This is a genomic window from Anaerorudis cellulosivorans, assembly GCF_025943985.1.
GTDB classification, from domain to species: domain Bacteria; phylum Bacteroidota; class Bacteroidia; order Bacteroidales; family Dysgonomonadaceae; genus Anaerorudis; species Anaerorudis cellulosivorans.
This window is the reverse complement of sequence record NZ_JAPCWE010000011.1, coordinates 71,436-86,030: the sequence shown is the minus strand read 5'-3', so window position 1 is coordinate 86,030 and position 14,595 is coordinate 71,436. Positions and strand designations below refer to the sequence as shown.

The 14,595-nt window shown below is 39.9% G+C and carries 14 protein-coding genes; 7 read left to right on the top strand and 7 right to left on the bottom strand.

What is annotated here, in order from left to right; translation table 11 throughout:
- The first annotated feature begins 160 nt into the window (after positions 1–160).
- On the top strand, positions 161–1,354 hold the full coding sequence (gene spt, locus OLM34_RS07635) for a serine palmitoyltransferase (protein ID WP_264406408.1): 1,194 nt from the start codon (positions 161–163) through the stop codon (positions 1,352–1,354).
- Positions 1,355–1,468: 114 nt separating this feature from the next.
- On the opposite strand, the gene OLM34_RS07630 is transcribed toward spt, so the two are convergent.
- On the bottom strand, positions 1,469–2,116 hold the full coding sequence (locus OLM34_RS07630) for a peroxiredoxin (protein WP_264406375.1): 648 nt from the start codon (positions 2,114–2,116) through the stop codon (positions 1,469–1,471).
- A 222-nt stretch (positions 2,117–2,338) separates the two neighbouring features.
- Here OLM34_RS07630 and guaB point away from each other — a divergent pair, with 222 nt between their 5' ends.
- Together guaB and OLM34_RS07620 are read left to right on the top strand one after the other, a co-directional pair.
- On the top strand, positions 2,339–3,817 hold the full coding sequence (gene guaB, locus OLM34_RS07625; protein ID WP_264406373.1) for an IMP dehydrogenase: 1,479 nt from the start codon (positions 2,339–2,341) through the stop codon (positions 3,815–3,817).
- A gap of 210 nt (positions 3,818–4,027) precedes the next feature.
- Entirely contained in the window at positions 4,028–5,623 is a 1,596-nt protein-coding gene (locus tag OLM34_RS07620; protein WP_264406372.1) for a DUF3078 domain-containing protein, read from the top strand.
- 4 nt (positions 5,624–5,627) lie between these two features.
- On the opposite strand, the gene fmt is transcribed toward OLM34_RS07620, so the two are convergent.
- Genes fmt through recR form a run of 6 tightly spaced genes read right to left on the bottom strand, consistent with a single transcriptional unit; the run spans position 5,628 to position 10,664 of the window.
- The gene (gene fmt, locus OLM34_RS07615) at positions 5,628–6,599 is read right to left on the bottom strand and encodes a methionyl-tRNA formyltransferase (protein WP_264406370.1); all 972 of its coding nucleotides are present in this window, start codon (positions 6,597–6,599) and stop codon (positions 5,628–5,630) included.
- 12 nt (positions 6,600–6,611) lie between these two features.
- A complete protein-coding gene (locus OLM34_RS07610; protein WP_264406369.1) occupies positions 6,612–8,408 on the bottom strand; it encodes a chloride channel protein in 1,797 nt (598 codons plus the stop codon).
- A gap of 44 nt (positions 8,409–8,452) precedes the next feature.
- Positions 8,453–9,016: an L-threonylcarbamoyladenylate synthase gene (locus OLM34_RS07605; protein ID WP_264406368.1), complete on the bottom strand. Its 564-nt coding sequence runs from the start codon at positions 9,014–9,016 to the stop codon at positions 8,453–8,455.
- Between the two features lie 3 nt (positions 9,017–9,019).
- Entirely contained in the window at positions 9,020–9,559 is a 540-nt protein-coding gene (locus OLM34_RS07600; RefSeq protein ID WP_264406366.1) for a GNAT family N-acetyltransferase, read from the bottom strand.
- Positions 9,560–9,570: 11 nt separating this feature from the next.
- A complete protein-coding gene (locus tag OLM34_RS07595; protein WP_264406364.1) occupies positions 9,571–10,032 on the bottom strand; it encodes a hypothetical protein in 462 nt (153 codons plus the stop codon).
- Complete coding sequence (gene recR, locus OLM34_RS07590) at positions 10,032–10,664, bottom strand: recombination mediator RecR (protein ID WP_264406363.1); 633 nt, start codon at positions 10,662–10,664, stop codon at positions 10,032–10,034. Before recR ends, OLM34_RS07595 begins: the two co-directional genes overlap by 1 nt.
- 329 nt (positions 10,665–10,993) lie before the next feature.
- Between recR and serC the strand changes: the two genes are divergently transcribed.
- The 4 genes from serC to OLM34_RS07570 all read left to right on the top strand — a co-directional run bounded on the left by serC (position 10,994) and on the right by OLM34_RS07570 (position 14,591).
- Entirely contained in the window at positions 10,994–12,067 is a 1,074-nt protein-coding gene (serC, locus tag OLM34_RS07585; protein WP_264406361.1) for a 3-phosphoserine/phosphohydroxythreonine transaminase, read from the top strand.
- A 5-nt stretch (positions 12,068–12,072) separates the two neighbouring features.
- Positions 12,073–13,005: an NAD(P)-dependent oxidoreductase gene (locus OLM34_RS07580; protein WP_264406359.1), complete on the top strand. Its 933-nt coding sequence runs from the start codon at positions 12,073–12,075 to the stop codon at positions 13,003–13,005.
- Positions 13,006–13,108: 103 nt separating this feature from the next.
- Entirely contained in the window at positions 13,109–13,684 is a 576-nt protein-coding gene (gene rbr / locus OLM34_RS07575) for a rubrerythrin (RefSeq protein ID WP_264406357.1), read from the top strand.
- Between the two features lie 142 nt (positions 13,685–13,826).
- Positions 13,827–14,591: a tRNA threonylcarbamoyladenosine dehydratase gene (locus OLM34_RS07570; protein ID WP_264406356.1), complete on the top strand. Its 765-nt coding sequence runs from the start codon at positions 13,827–13,829 to the stop codon at positions 14,589–14,591.
- The last annotated feature ends 4 nt before the right edge of the window (positions 14,592–14,595 follow it).

Here is a 14,595-nt window from a genome sequence, read left to right as displayed (position 1 = left end):
CTGATGATGAGTACTCTTAATCCATAAATTAAAAATAATTGAAGGCGGAATATGAATTTATTATTATCTTTGCATGCTGCTTTTCAATGGAAATTCTATCCGTGCATGACAGATAATTTTTGGGATAGATAAAATGGGAAAAACATCTAATAATTATCGAATGAATCTGTTAAGAGAAAAAATGATGAAATACGATGCCCCGCAGAAATACAAAGCGGAAGGCATTTATCCCTATTTTCGGGTTATCGAAAGTGATCAGGATACTGAAGTTATCATAAACGGCAAAAAGGTCCTCATGTTTGGATCGAATGCTTATCTGGGATTGACTAATCATCCAAAAGTTAAGGAAGCAGCTATAGAAGCCACAAAAAAATACGGAACAGGAATGGCGGGTTCCCGTTTTTTGAATGGCACACTGGATATCCACGTGGAATTGGAGAAAAAACTTGCTGATTTTGTTCATAAGGAAGATGCGCTTGTGTTTTCAACGGGGTTTACTGTAAATGAGGGTGTTATTTCATGTATTACCGGCCGCGACGATTATATTTTGTGGGATGAAAGGGATCATGCTTCCATTATTGAAGGCGAAAGAGTCTCTTTTTCTACTAAATACAAATTTCGTCATAATGATATGATATCGCTCGAAAAGCAGCTGAAACGTTGTGACCCCACAAAGGTGAAATTAATTGTGGTGGATGGAGTATTTAGTATGGAAGGCGATTTGGCTAATATACCCGAAATCGTAAGGCTGGCAAAAAAATACAATGCCAACATCATGGTGGATGAGGCTCATGGAATTGGCGTATTGGGAGCCAATTATAGCGGGAAAGGAGTGTGTGATCATTTTGGTTTACTTGACGAGGTGGATCTGATAATGGGAACATTCAGTAAATCGCTGGCATCTATCGGAGGATTTGTTGCGGGGGAATATCCGGTAATTAATTATCTGAGACACAATGCCCGTCCCTATATTTTTAGTGCAAGTATCACACCCGCGGCTACTGCTGCCGCATCGGCTGCTTTAGATATTTTGAAGTCTGAGCCCGATCGGATAAAGCGTTTATGGGATTTAACCCATTATACGCTTGATCAGTTCAAAGAAAGAGGCTTTGAAGTTGGACCTACCGCCAGTCCTATTATCCCTTTATATATTAGGGATGACAAAAAAACATTCACCATTACAAAAATGCTTTTCGAGGAGGGCATTTTTGTGAATCCGGTAGTGCCCCCTGCTGTTTCTTCCAATGATACTTTGATTCGTTTTTCGCTCATGGCCACTCATACTTTTGAACAGATTGATTATGCAGTGGAACGTATTGAGAAAATATTTAAGGAAATGGAGGTCTTGAAATAGAACAACCTGTTTGTTCTGAATTTTTTCGAAAGAGTTAGATAATGGAAAAAGCCTGTTTTTGAGCAGGCTTTTAAATTGAGGTTTTGGTTAAAAATAGCATAGATAGAGAATTGTTTACTTTCCTTTTTTCTCTTTTTCCGAAAGATAACTAGCAATACCTTCATGGGTGGGCGTTAGTCCTTTTTCACCTTTATGCCAGTTGGCAGGGCATACTTCGCCATATTTTTCGGTAAACTGAAGCGCGTCAATCATGCGAAGTACTTCGTCCACACTCCGCCCTAGTGGCATATCGTTCACTATCTGATGGCGAACAATCCCCTCCTTGTCAATCAGGAACAATCCGCGATAGGCTTCAGGAGAGCCTTTGAAAACCGGATTTCCGAATTCATCCGCTTCATATTTCCCTGCAAGTACATCGTACTGCATCGAGATGGTTAACGCATGATCGGCTACCAAAGGATAGGTTACCCCTTTTATTCCCCCTTCATTTTGCGGTGTTTGTAGCCATTTCCAGTGAGTGGTGGCAGAATCGGTTGAAGCACCTACTACAACGGTGTTTCTTTTTTCAAATTCGGCTATTTTGTCCTGAAATGCGATGATTTCTGTAGGACATACAAAAGTGAAATCGGCAGGATAGAAAAAGAAAACTACATATTTTTTACCCACATACTGATTGAGAGAAAAATTTTCCTCTATTTCCGAGCCATTTATAACTGCCGGAGCCCAAAATACGGGGGCTTTTTTACCAACTAATACTGACATAATTCTTGATTTTTTTTATTTGTAATTCATTTTTGACACTCAAAAGTAGGGTTTTTCCGAATAATAAAAAAATTTATAACTAACTATCCTATATCGAAAATATCTATTAACTTTATAGCCAATTGAATTTCGCTTAGAAATAAAAATTAACGGCCTAAATGATGCCTATTTCCATAAAAACAATTACTTTTGCATGCAATAAATTAAGAAAGGCAAAAACTTATGTCATTTATTGCAGATAAAGTTATTATGGAAGGGCTGACTTTCGATGATCTTTTGTTAGTCCCCGCTTACTCCCAAGTGCTTCCGCGTGAAGTTGATTTAACCACCAAATTTTCCCGCAATATTTCATTGAATATTCCCATGGTTTCTGCAGCTATGGATACCGTTACAGAAACCATGATGGCTATTGCTATTGCACGTGAGGGTGGTATGGGTGTAATTCACAAGAATATGACCATTGAGGAACAAGCCAAACAGGTAAAAACCGTTAAGCGTGCCGAAAATGGGATGATTATTAACCCTATCACCATTACACGGGGAAAAACGGTTGGTGATGCGTTGGCTCTGATGGCTGAATTTAAGATTGGAGGAATTCCGGTGGTGGATGAGGAAAATCGGTTGGTTGGCATTGTCACAAATCGGGATCTTCGTTTTCAGCGCGAAATGAATAAATGCATCGACGAGGTAATGACGAAAGATAATCTTGTTACGACCGATCAGTCGACCGATTTAGAAGCTGCTGCCGATATTTTGCAGCAACATAAGATTGAAAAACTGCCGGTGGTAGATGCCGAAAATAAACTCATCGGGCTGATTACGTATAAGGATATTACGAAAGCCAAAGATAAACCTTTTTCCTGCAAAGATAAGCAAGGCAGATTGCGCGTTGCGGCAGCCATCGGTATCGCAGCAGATTCTCTCGAAAGAGCAACAGCTTTAATTGAAGCCGGGGTCGATGCTATTGTTATCGATACGGCACACGGGCATTCCAAAAGTGTGGTTGATATGTTGAGGCGCGTGAAAAATGCGTTTCCCGATATTGATGTCGTGGTCGGAAATATTGCGACAGCTGATGCTGCGAAGTTCCTGGCTGATGCCGGAGCCGATGCCGTGAAGGTAGGGATCGGACCCGGTTCCATTTGTACAACACGTATTATTGCGGGTGTAGGCGTGCCGCAGTTAACGGCCATTTATGATGTTGCAAAAGCATTGGAAGGGACGGATATTCCGGTAATTGCCGATGGTGGTTTGCGTTATTCGGGCGATATTGTGAAAGCATTGGCTGCGGGTGGTTCATCGGTAATGATGGGATCTCTATTGGCAGGGACGGAAGAATCTCCCGGTGAAACCATTATTTTCAACGGCCGTAAATTCAAACTTTACCGTGGTATGGGATCGCTACCTGCCATGCAAAAGGGGTCGAAAGATCGGTATTTTCAAGATATGGAAGACGATATAAAGAAGCTCGTTCCCGAAGGAATTGAGGCTCGAGTGCCGTTTAAAGGAACCTTACAGGAGGTTATTTATCAAATGGTTGGTGGGTTGCGTACCGGTATGGGATATTGTGGGGCTGAAAATATCGAAAAGCTTCACAAAGCCAAATTTACCCGAATTACTTCCGCAGGATATATCGAGAGTCATCCGCATAGTGTGATGATCACGCGTGAGGCGCCGAATTACAGTCGCGAGAGTGAATGATACGCTATTTACTAGAAAGAGTAAGGGAAATATGGCTAAAGTTAGGGTATTTCCCTTTTTTGTTGACCTGTATTGTATCTATTTCATATAGCTATATTTTTGTGGTAACCTGATTATGGCCGGTTTGCTTTTTTATTGAATTTGATTGATGAAGTTTTTTTATAACTTTGTGCGGTGTAAATAGACATTGTTGTCGAAAATTACCTTGAAATGAAGTTTACATTCACGTTTTTCATCGCTTGTATATATTCTTTTTCTCTGATAGGTTCCGAATGGTATAATGGGAATCGAGATGCCGGTGAAGTTGGCGTTTTGGATAGCCTTGACATTTTCAATACGATCACCGATATAGAAAAACAGATGAGAGGAACCGTGGAAAGTCAGGAACAAACCTCGGTTACTCCTATTTCTGTTCATTTGCGTGATAGTGTTCAGTTACAGGAAAGGGAAGTCTCGAAGGGAAATGCCGGTTTTAGCGATGCAACCGTTCGTCGTACGGATAGTAATCGGCTTAATTCAGCAAAAAAACAAAGGACCAATTATCTGGATTCGTTGTATGTGCGTAAAAAGAACGGGACGTTGGAGCTTCCGGACAGTTTATTTAGAAGTCCCGATTTGGGAGGGCTGACTTTTAAGGACACCATGATTATCAATCCCCTATTTCTGCCTGTTGTTTTTACGGGTAAAATACTTCCCGATGATCTTTCTTTTTATCCTCCCAAAGAAGAGGATCCTTATAAGGGAATACTGATATCCCCTGAAAATACGTTTGCACCGATGTTGGAGAAAATGGCGTTTATTGATGAAGTTCGCAGACAATATTGGCGGCAATATCCCGATAGGGTAAAGATATCGGTGTACCATTTCGATACGATACCTCGTATTGATACTCAAAAAGATGTTATTGAAAAATTTAATCCGTTTAAAGAACTTATCAAAGCGGAAAGGACTGCTCCTTTGGAGCCGCCGGCGGTAAAAACAGTGGAAATTGGACGTAAGTACTGGATACTTTTTGGTGAGCATTCGTTGCAATTTTCTCAAAACTATTTTTCAGCCAATTGGCACAAAGGAGGTACAAGTAACCTGAACTTCAATAATTATCATATGATTCAGGCAAATTATCAAAAGAATAATATTCGGTTCAACAATATGTTGGAATGGCGGTTTTCGATATACAATTCTCCCGAAGATACCATTCGTAATTATCGGATAGGAGAGGATTTGATTCGGTATTACGGTAATTTAGGTATCGATGCTTTTATTAAAAAGTGGTCCTATTCGATGAATACGGAAATTAAATCGCAATTGTTTAATAACTATCCTCCCAATACCACTACATTGAGATCGGCACTTCTCTCTCCTTTATATGTGAATGTCGGAATAGGAATGCGGTATGGGTTGGATAAAAAATCAAAAGAGATAAGGTATAGAAGATTGCGCCTGACGCTGGATCTTTCTCCTCTTTCAGTTAACTACCGGTATGTGGCAAATAGTAAGGTGGATGTTGGGAGGTATGGGATTCCTGAAGGGAAAAAGTCGATGTTGGATTTGGGATCTACCATCACATCCATCATGACGTATGATATAACGCGGTATATTTCTTGGAATTCGCGTTTTAAATATTTCACCGCCTATGATAATGTGGAAGCCGAATTTGAAAATACCCTGAATATGATGCTGAGTCAATATTTCTCAACGCGATTGTATTTGAATGTTCGGTATGACGATACCGTTGATCCGGATCCTACTTTTAAATATTTCCAAATTAATGAAGTTGTGAGTTTCGGATTGAATTACAAATGGTGAAGAATCATTTGAAAACAGCGTGATTCGGGATATGAAACCCATTGAGAAAATCACGAATTTTCATCCGTTTTTTCCCTGCGGGCTGAATGTCTGAAATACCGATAAAGCCGTCTTTCGTTGCCACATTAAGATAGGTTTTGTTGTCAGTGACAATGGTTCCCGGAAGCAAAGCATGATTTTCATTCATGACTGAACTCTCAAACAATTTCAGATGCAGTGTATTTTCCGGATCTATTTCAAGCACTGTCCACGCAGTAGGATAGGGAGACAATCCCCTTATAAAATTATAAATGTTTTTCGTTGGCTGATCCCAGTTGATTTTACACGTTTCCTTATATATTTTCGGGGCCGGTTTCAGTTCGGTTTGATTGGCAAGGTATTCATTTTGAGAAATGGTTTCAACCGTATCGTTCAAAATGGCATCGACTGTTTTAATCACCAAGCCTGCTCCTTCCTTCATCAGTTTATTGTGAAGGGTTTCTGCATTGTCGTTTTTTTCAATCGCGACTTTTTTCTGAAAAATGATTTTTCCGGTATCTATTTCATGGGAAAGGAAGAAGGTGGTCACGCCGGTTTCTTCTTCTCCATTGATGATAGCCCAATTGATGGGCGCCGCTCCGCGATATTGTGGAAGCAGAGATGCGTGTAGGTTAAAGGTGCCTTTCGGTGGCATGTTCCATACCACTTCGGGAAGCATTCTGAAGGCCACAACAATTTGTAAATCGGCTTTCAGTTTTCGGAGCTCATTCAAAAAAACTTCATTTTTCAATTTTTCGGGTTGTAATAAAAAAATATCATGTTCCAAGGCATATTTTTTCACCGGCGATTGCTGAATTTTATACCCCCTTCCTGCAGGTTTATCGGGTGAAGTGATTACACCTACCACGTTATAATTGTTTTCTACCAATGCTTTTAATGATTCCACAGCAAATTCGGGTGTTCCCATAAATACGATGCGTAAATCTTCTTTCTTCATAACCTCCTGTTTTTATTCGTCAATTTCAGAATAGTTTTCCAACAATACTTCTCTATACGCGTTAAACACGGTGGATTGAGAAATGATCCCTTTGTAGATTCCGTTGTCGTCTACAACCGGCAGATTCCAGGCTTTGGTATCTTCAAAGATATTCATTACTTTTTCCATCGGCATATTGATATTGATTTTGGCCGGGGGGCCAACCATGATTTTTTCGACTTTGAATCGATCATAAAGTTCAGGACGGAAAATGATATTTCGGATATCATTCAGATAGACAAGTCCGAGCAATACACCATTGTCGTTTACTACCGGGAAAATATTGCGTGTTGAATTGGAAATAATTTTTACCATATCTCCCAATGTCATATCGGGTTTCACAACAGGAATATCGGTTTCCAGGATATCTTCAACTTTTAGAAAAGTAAGCACGGCTTTGTCTTTGTGGTGGGTGATGAGTTCCCCTTTTTTTGCTAAACGGATGGCGTAGATATTATGTTTTTCAAAGGCAATAATAGTACCATATGAGCAGCTTGAAACGATCATCAGTGGCAGGAAAAGTTCGTATCCGCCGGTAAGTTCGGCTATAAGGAAGGTGCCCGTAAGAGGGGCGTGCATTACGCCAGCCATTACACCGGCCATACCCATCAATGCAAAATTTTCCTGAGGGAGGTATGTGCCATATCCCAGTTGATTCATTGTGTATGAAAAAATGAAGCCGAGAATACATCCCAGAAAAAGAGTGGGAGCAAAAACTCCACCCACACCCCCTCCTCCGTTGGTGGCACTTGTGGCAAATATTTTAAAGATCGTGATAAGAGAAAGAAAAACGATAATACCCCACCGATTATGTAAAGAGTAAAAGAAACTACCATTCATCAGTTCTTTGTATTTGTCTCCTCCGGCCAATAAGATATCGATAGAATTATATCCTTCGCCATAAAGAGGAGGGAAGAAAAAAATCAGCACACTTAAAATGACGCTTCCCATAAGAAATCTTTTTAAGGGACTGAGTTTATGGTAGATATTTTCATTCCATATCATGACGCGGGTTATGTAGAGGGATAAAAATCCGCAAAGGATTCCCAGTATGATGACATAAGGGATTCTGTTGAGCGTAAACTGCTCAACTTGTGAAAATGCAAACATGGCGTCCATTCCCGTGAGCAAATACGAAACCGTAGTGGCGGTTACAGACGTCACCAGCAGAGGCAGAATCGATGACATGGTGAGGTCGAGCAACAATACTTCAATTACGAACAAAATACCCGCAATGGGTGCTTTAAAAATGCCGGCAATGGCCCCGGCAGCCCCGCATCCCACCAACAACATGAGGTTTCGTTGATCCAATTTGAAAAATCGTCCCAAATTTGAACCGATAGCCGAACCTGTCAGTACGATAGGTGCTTCTGCTCCCACCGAGCCGCCAAAACCAATTGTGATAGAACTGGCGACAATGGAGGTGTACATGTTGTGTGGCTTTATCCGACTTTTACGTTGTGAAATTGCATAAAGCACTTTTGTTACCCCATGACTGATATCATCTTTTACGATGTATTTTACAAATAATCCGCATAGCAAAAGGCCGATAGGAGGGTAAAGCAAATAAAAATAGTTGGCACCGGTCGGAGTAAAGTTTTCTGTGAGAAATACTTGTATGAAATGGATCGAAGTTTTTACCATGTAAGAAGCCACTGCTGTAGCAATACCCACTAAAAAACATACAAATAACAACAAAGTACGTTCTTTTATGTGCTTATTCAGCCACAGTAAGAAATGTTGATACAACTCCTTAAATTTTGAAGTCATTTTTTACCGTTAAATTTTCTTTTCTCAAAGATAAAGCTCTTGTTTTATTTTCGTATGATTTGAATGGTGCCGTTTTTCCCCAATTTTATAATACTCGAAGGAGCCGATTTTATTTTCTCCTTTTGTCGGAATGTTACAATATAATCAACCGATTTTTTAATTTCTTCATCAATGTCTTTGAATGAAGCAGGAGAAGGTTTTCCGCTAATGTTTGCCGAAGTGGATACAATGGGTTTTTTGAATTGTTTACAGAGTTCTTTCGAAAAAATTTCGTTTGTGATGCGGATGCCGATGCTGCCGTCTTGTGCAATTAGATTGGGAGCAAGATTTTTTGCTCCATCATAGATGATGGTGAGCGGCTTTTCCGAAAGTTCAATCAAGTCCCATGCAATTTCGGGAACCTCTTTCACATAAAATTCCAGTTTAGCCGGATTGTCCAACAAAACCAGCATGGATTTGCTGTCGCTACGTTGTTTGATGCGATATACTTTCTCAACCGCTTCTTCGTTAGTTGCGTCACAACCGATACCCCAGATGGTGTCTGTAGGATAGAGGATAACTCCACCTTGATTCATTATTTCGCATGCTTTTTTTATATCGTTTTGCATAGGCTATTGATTTTTTCCCGTATTGAATTTTTGCATCACGAATACATTTACAAATACCTGTTGAAGCGACATCCAATCTTTCAATATTGCAGTGCATTCAAATTCTGCCTTTTTGAAAAGTCGAATGCTTGCCACGTTCGGTTCCGGAATAAATGCATATAATTGATGCAACTTAAGAAAATTGAAAGCGTATTCTTCCAACAGTTCGAGCGATTTGAAGCCATACCCTTGATTTCTGTACTTTTGATCGAGCAGGATTCCCACCCCTGCTCTTCCATGAAAGGGCTCAAAATCATACAAGTCTACCGTCCCGATTCGCCGGTTGCCTTCACGAAGAACAATCATAAGCCTAAGTTGTTTGGTTTGGTAGATATCTTGTTGTGCATATATCAGATACTGTCGGAGGGCAAAGCGGGAAAAAGGGGATAGTGATGAACCGTATTTCCATAAGTCCGTATCGTTTTCCCATTCATACAGAATATCAAGATCTTCAGGCTCAAGGGCACGAAGCAATATCTCATTGTTTTGAAGTAATTTACTCATTTGTTTTTTATTTACGTTATGGCGTTTCCCGCGTCTTTTTTCTCAATCAAATTTTCCAACTCGGGGAACGATGGTTTGCAGAACAATAAAACAATAAAAAGAATAATAATAAGCCAAGTGTAATTTCCATTAGGAGAGACAATCGAGGCCGAAATATTCCAAAGGATTATAAAACTAAGAAAGTAGAGTCTTTGTGAAAAGGCTTTCTTATATATTTTTGTCCCTATTTCTGCATTATAGGGGCGTGACTTTTTATTTGTTTTATTCGAAAACAATTTCAAAGCCAATGGTATACCCACAATCGTGAGTAGTATGGAGCATTGGTCGATGATGAGCTGTAGTGAAGAAGGTATTTCTCCCACTCGGATTACCTTAAATAAGGTTGATAAAAAAAGGATTCCCAGTACAATAAAATGGATAAGATAGTGATGGCGTAATTGCCGGATAGTTTTTTCTTCGATCGGTAGCGTCATTATTTTGAAGTTAATCTGTAAGTTTCGTCAAAAGGGGTTCGATTTAAAATGGAACGTCCAAGGGTTACCTCATCGGCATATTCGATTTCATCCCCGATAGATACGCCGCGGGCAATGATACTGACCTTTACGTCATAAGGTTGTAATTTTCGATAGATATAGAAGTTGGTGGTATCACCTTCCATTGTAGCGCTTAGGGCAAGAATTACCTCCTTGATATCGCCGGTTTTTACTCTTTCTACCAAACTGTCGATTTCTAAATCGGAAGGACCTATTCCATCGATGGGAGAAATGATTCCTCCCAATACATGATACAATCCCTTAAATTGCATTGTTCCCTCAATTGCCATTACTTCTTTTACATTCTCCACCACGCAGACCAATGATGCATCTCTGGTTTTGTCTGAACAAATGGAACAAACTTCGCTATCGGAAATATTGTGACAAAGGGAACAATATTTTACTTCGTGTTTGAGTGTCGCTATTGCCGAAAGGAAATTTTCAACATTGACAGAATTTTGACGCAATAAATGCAATACCAGTCGTAAGGCGGTTTTTTTCCCGATTCCCGGTAATTTTGCAAATTCATTTACCGCATTTTCGAGTAATATGGATGGATATTGAGCACTCATTCCTGTTGCATTTTAGTTGAACAAATGTACGTGATAATTTTCAATTTACACATAGATACATAAAAATTCCGTTTCTGCAAATTCCATTTGTTTTGTCGGGGTCGTGTATGGTTTTTTCGAAAATGATCGTACTGATTGTTTAATTGAACAAATATCTTTGGAATTGCGCAAATCTCTTGAGATATGATAAATACATTCCCTCTTCTCTAAAATTTTGTCATATTTATTGTACTTTTTATTAAATAAATTTGTAGCTTTGTCGGTGGAAAATTTTCAGTTATTTTTTACTCCACAATCTTGTCAAAACATTTATTAAAGAGCTATTTTTTATGAAAAAGTACAATTTTAATGCAGGTCCTTCCATACTTCCTCAGGTAGTAATAGAAAAAACAGCGGAGGCTGTTAAAGATTTCAATGGGAGTGGCCTTTCTATTATGGAGATCAGTCATCGTTCCAAAGATTTTCAGGCAGTAATGGACGAGGCTGTAGCCCTTTTTAAAGAACTGCTGCAGATTCCGGATGGTTATTCGGTTTTGTTTCTTGGAGGAGGTGCAAGTCTTCAGTTTTGTATGGTTCCTTACAACCTTTTGGAGAAAAAAGCTGCTTATTTGAATACAGGCACATGGGCTAATAAGGCATTAAAGGAAGCTAAATTTTTTGGAGAAGTGGTTGAGGTAGCTTCATCAAAAGATGCGCTCTATAGTTATATACCCAAAGACTATACGATACCTGCCGATGCAGATTATTTTCATATCACCACCAATAATACGATTTATGGAACGGAGATAAGAAAAGATATCGATAGCCCGATCCCTTTGGTAGCCGATATGTCGTCCGATATTTTTTCCCGACCCCTGGATGTTTCTAAATATGCCGTTATTTATGGTGGTGCCCAGAAAAATGTAGGACCTGCAGGAGTTGCTTTTGTAATTGTAAAAGAAGATGTGCTAGGGAAAGTATCTCGTCCGATTCCGACAATGCTCAATTACCGTACGCATGTAGAGAATGGGTCTATGTTTAATACACCTCCGGTATTGCCCATTTATGCTTGTTTGGAAACGTTGCGTTGGCTTAAAGCTCTTGGTGGCGTTGAGGTGATGGAAAAGATCAATATCGAAAAAGCAACGATGTTATATGAGGAAATCGATCGTAATCCTTTGTTTAAAGGGACAGCTGTACCTGAAGATCGTTCCATTATGAATGTATGTTTTGTAATGAGTGACGAATATAAGGATCTTGAACAGGAGTTTCTGAAATTTGCCACAGAAAGAGGGATGGTGGGAATCAAAGGTCACCGCTCTATCGGTGGTTTCAGGGCGTCAATTTATAATGCCATGCCAAAAGAAGGTGTACAGGCTTTGATTGATTGCATGCGCGAGTTCGAACGAATCAATTTAAGATAGAAAAAATGAAAGTACTTTTAGCTACAGAAAAACCGTTTGCTTCTAATGCGGTAAACGAAATACAACATATTATCGAATCGAATGGTTTTCAGTTCGATAAAATTGAAAAGTATACAGAAAAATCGCAATTGATCGATGCGATAAAAGATGCTGATGCCGTCATTATTCGAAGCGATATTATCGATAAAGAAGTAATCGATGCTGCTCCCCAACTTAAATTAATTGTGCGTGCGGGTGCAGGTTATGATAATGTGGATTTGAGCGCTGCAACAGAACATAATATTTGTGTGATGAACACACCGGGACAAAATGCCAATGCGGTTGCCGAACTTGTTTTTGGCATGCTCATTTATGTTTTGCGTAATTATTTCGATGGATCCACAGGCGAAGAACTTAGAGGCAGACGATTGGGCCTTTATGCTTTTGGGAATGTAGCTAAAATGGTAGCTAAGATCGCACGTGGATTTGATATGCCTGTTTATGCCTATTCACCGATTATGACTGAGGATGATCTTCGTAAGGAAGGTGAATACGGTGTTATTCCGGCAAACAGCGCAGAAGAGCTTTTCGATAATAGTGATATCGTTTCGTTGCATATGCCTCTGCTCGAAGAGACGCGTCAATGTGTAAACTATAATTTATTATCGCGCCTACCACAGGATGGTATTTTGGTTAATTCGGCACGAAAAGAGGTGGTAAACGAAGATGATTTGATGCGCATTATGGAAGAACGCCCGAATTTTAGGTACATTACCGATATCAAACCGGATAAACACGAAGAATTTGCGGCTAAATTTCCGAAACGTTATTTTGCAACTCCTAAAAAGTCAGGAGCACAAACATCGGAAGCGAATATTAATGCAGGATTGGCAGCAGCAAGACAAATTGTGGCATTTTTTAAAAAGGGAGATGAAACGTTTAGGGTAAATCCTAAATAAAGAATAATTATGCCCATAGGGTGCCCGGATTTTATAAATTAACTTTGTTATCTCGACAAAATCGGATAAATTTGTATTTAAACCTGAAAAAATTTTTGACAGTATGGAAAGTATAAAAGGGACCCAAACAGAAAAAAATCTCCTGATGACTTTTGCAGGGGAATCACAAGCAAGAATGCGGTACACTTATTTTTCGAAAGTGGCCGATAGGGAGGGTTACAAACAAATTGCCGCCATTTTTATGGAAACAGCGGAACAGGAAAAGGAACATGCCAAAAGAATGTTTAGCTATTTGGAGGGCGGAATGGTGGAAATAACCGGGACTTATCCTGCCGGTGTTATCGGAACTACAGCCGAAAACCTGGAAGCTGCGGCTGCAGGCGAGCATGAAGAATGGGCTGTTCTTTACCCGCATTGTGCCGATGTTGCGGAAAGCGAGGGATTTAAAGAAATTGCCGTCATGTATCGTATGATTGCTAAAGCTGAAAGCATCCACGAAGAACGATATCGCAAATTGTTGGAACGGGTAAAAAGTGGCACCGTTTTTTCGCGTAACGAAGAAATTGAATGGCAGTGCCGCAACTGTGGTTATGTATATGTGGGTAAGAACGCTCCAAAAACGTGTCCGTCTTGCTTACATCCTCAAGCCTATTTCGAGCCGAGATATACGAATTATTGAAAATATCGAAACAACCGCGTTTCATTCGAAATGTGTAATGAAGCATTTCGAATGATCTCAGAAAAACGTATCCCTAATTAGGGTGCGTTTTTTTGTTTGGCTCGGCAAATCCTTTTATTTTTGCAAAAACAACCCAAAAACAATGGAATACGAGGAACTTTTTGCTCGGACTGAACTGTTGGTAGGAAAAGAATCCATGAAGGCAATTGCTTCCAAACGGATGATCCTTTTCGGTTTAGGAGGTGTTGGTAGCTGGTGTGCCGAAGGATTAATTCGGAGTGGCGTTATGCATCTAACTATGGTAGATCCGGATAGGGTAGCTCCTTCGAATATTAATCGGCAATTGCCTGCGACTACCCAAACCATTGGACAACTCAAAGTGGAAGTGATGAAAAATCGACTGCTCGAAATTAATCCCTTTGTCGAAATAAAAGCCGTTCCACAGATGTACAGCGAAGAAACATCAACCTCTTTTCATTTGGAAACGTACGATTATGTTATCGATGCCATTGATACGCTTCAACAGAAAGCGCATCTGCTTTTAATGGCATCGAAAACGCCTGCAACAGTTTTTTCGTCGATGGGAGCGGCTCTAAAAATTGATCCGCAACAAATTCGTGTAGCCGAGTTTCAAAAAGTAAAAGGTTGCAAACTGGCAGCGGCACTTCGTCGGCACCTTCGCGATAAGGGAAAGCCGGTAAAGCCCATTTTATGTGTTTATAGTGAAGAGCACTATCCTAACAAAGGGACAACAATCGAAAAGAACAAAAACGATTTTTTTCGTCGAGAAAAAACCAATGGAACAGTAGTACATGTGACCGCAGTTTTTGGTTTCACGCTAACCGCGTTGGTTATTCAGGATATCCTTTCCAAATGCGACACCCCTCCCTTCAATGCCAAGCAATGAAAAA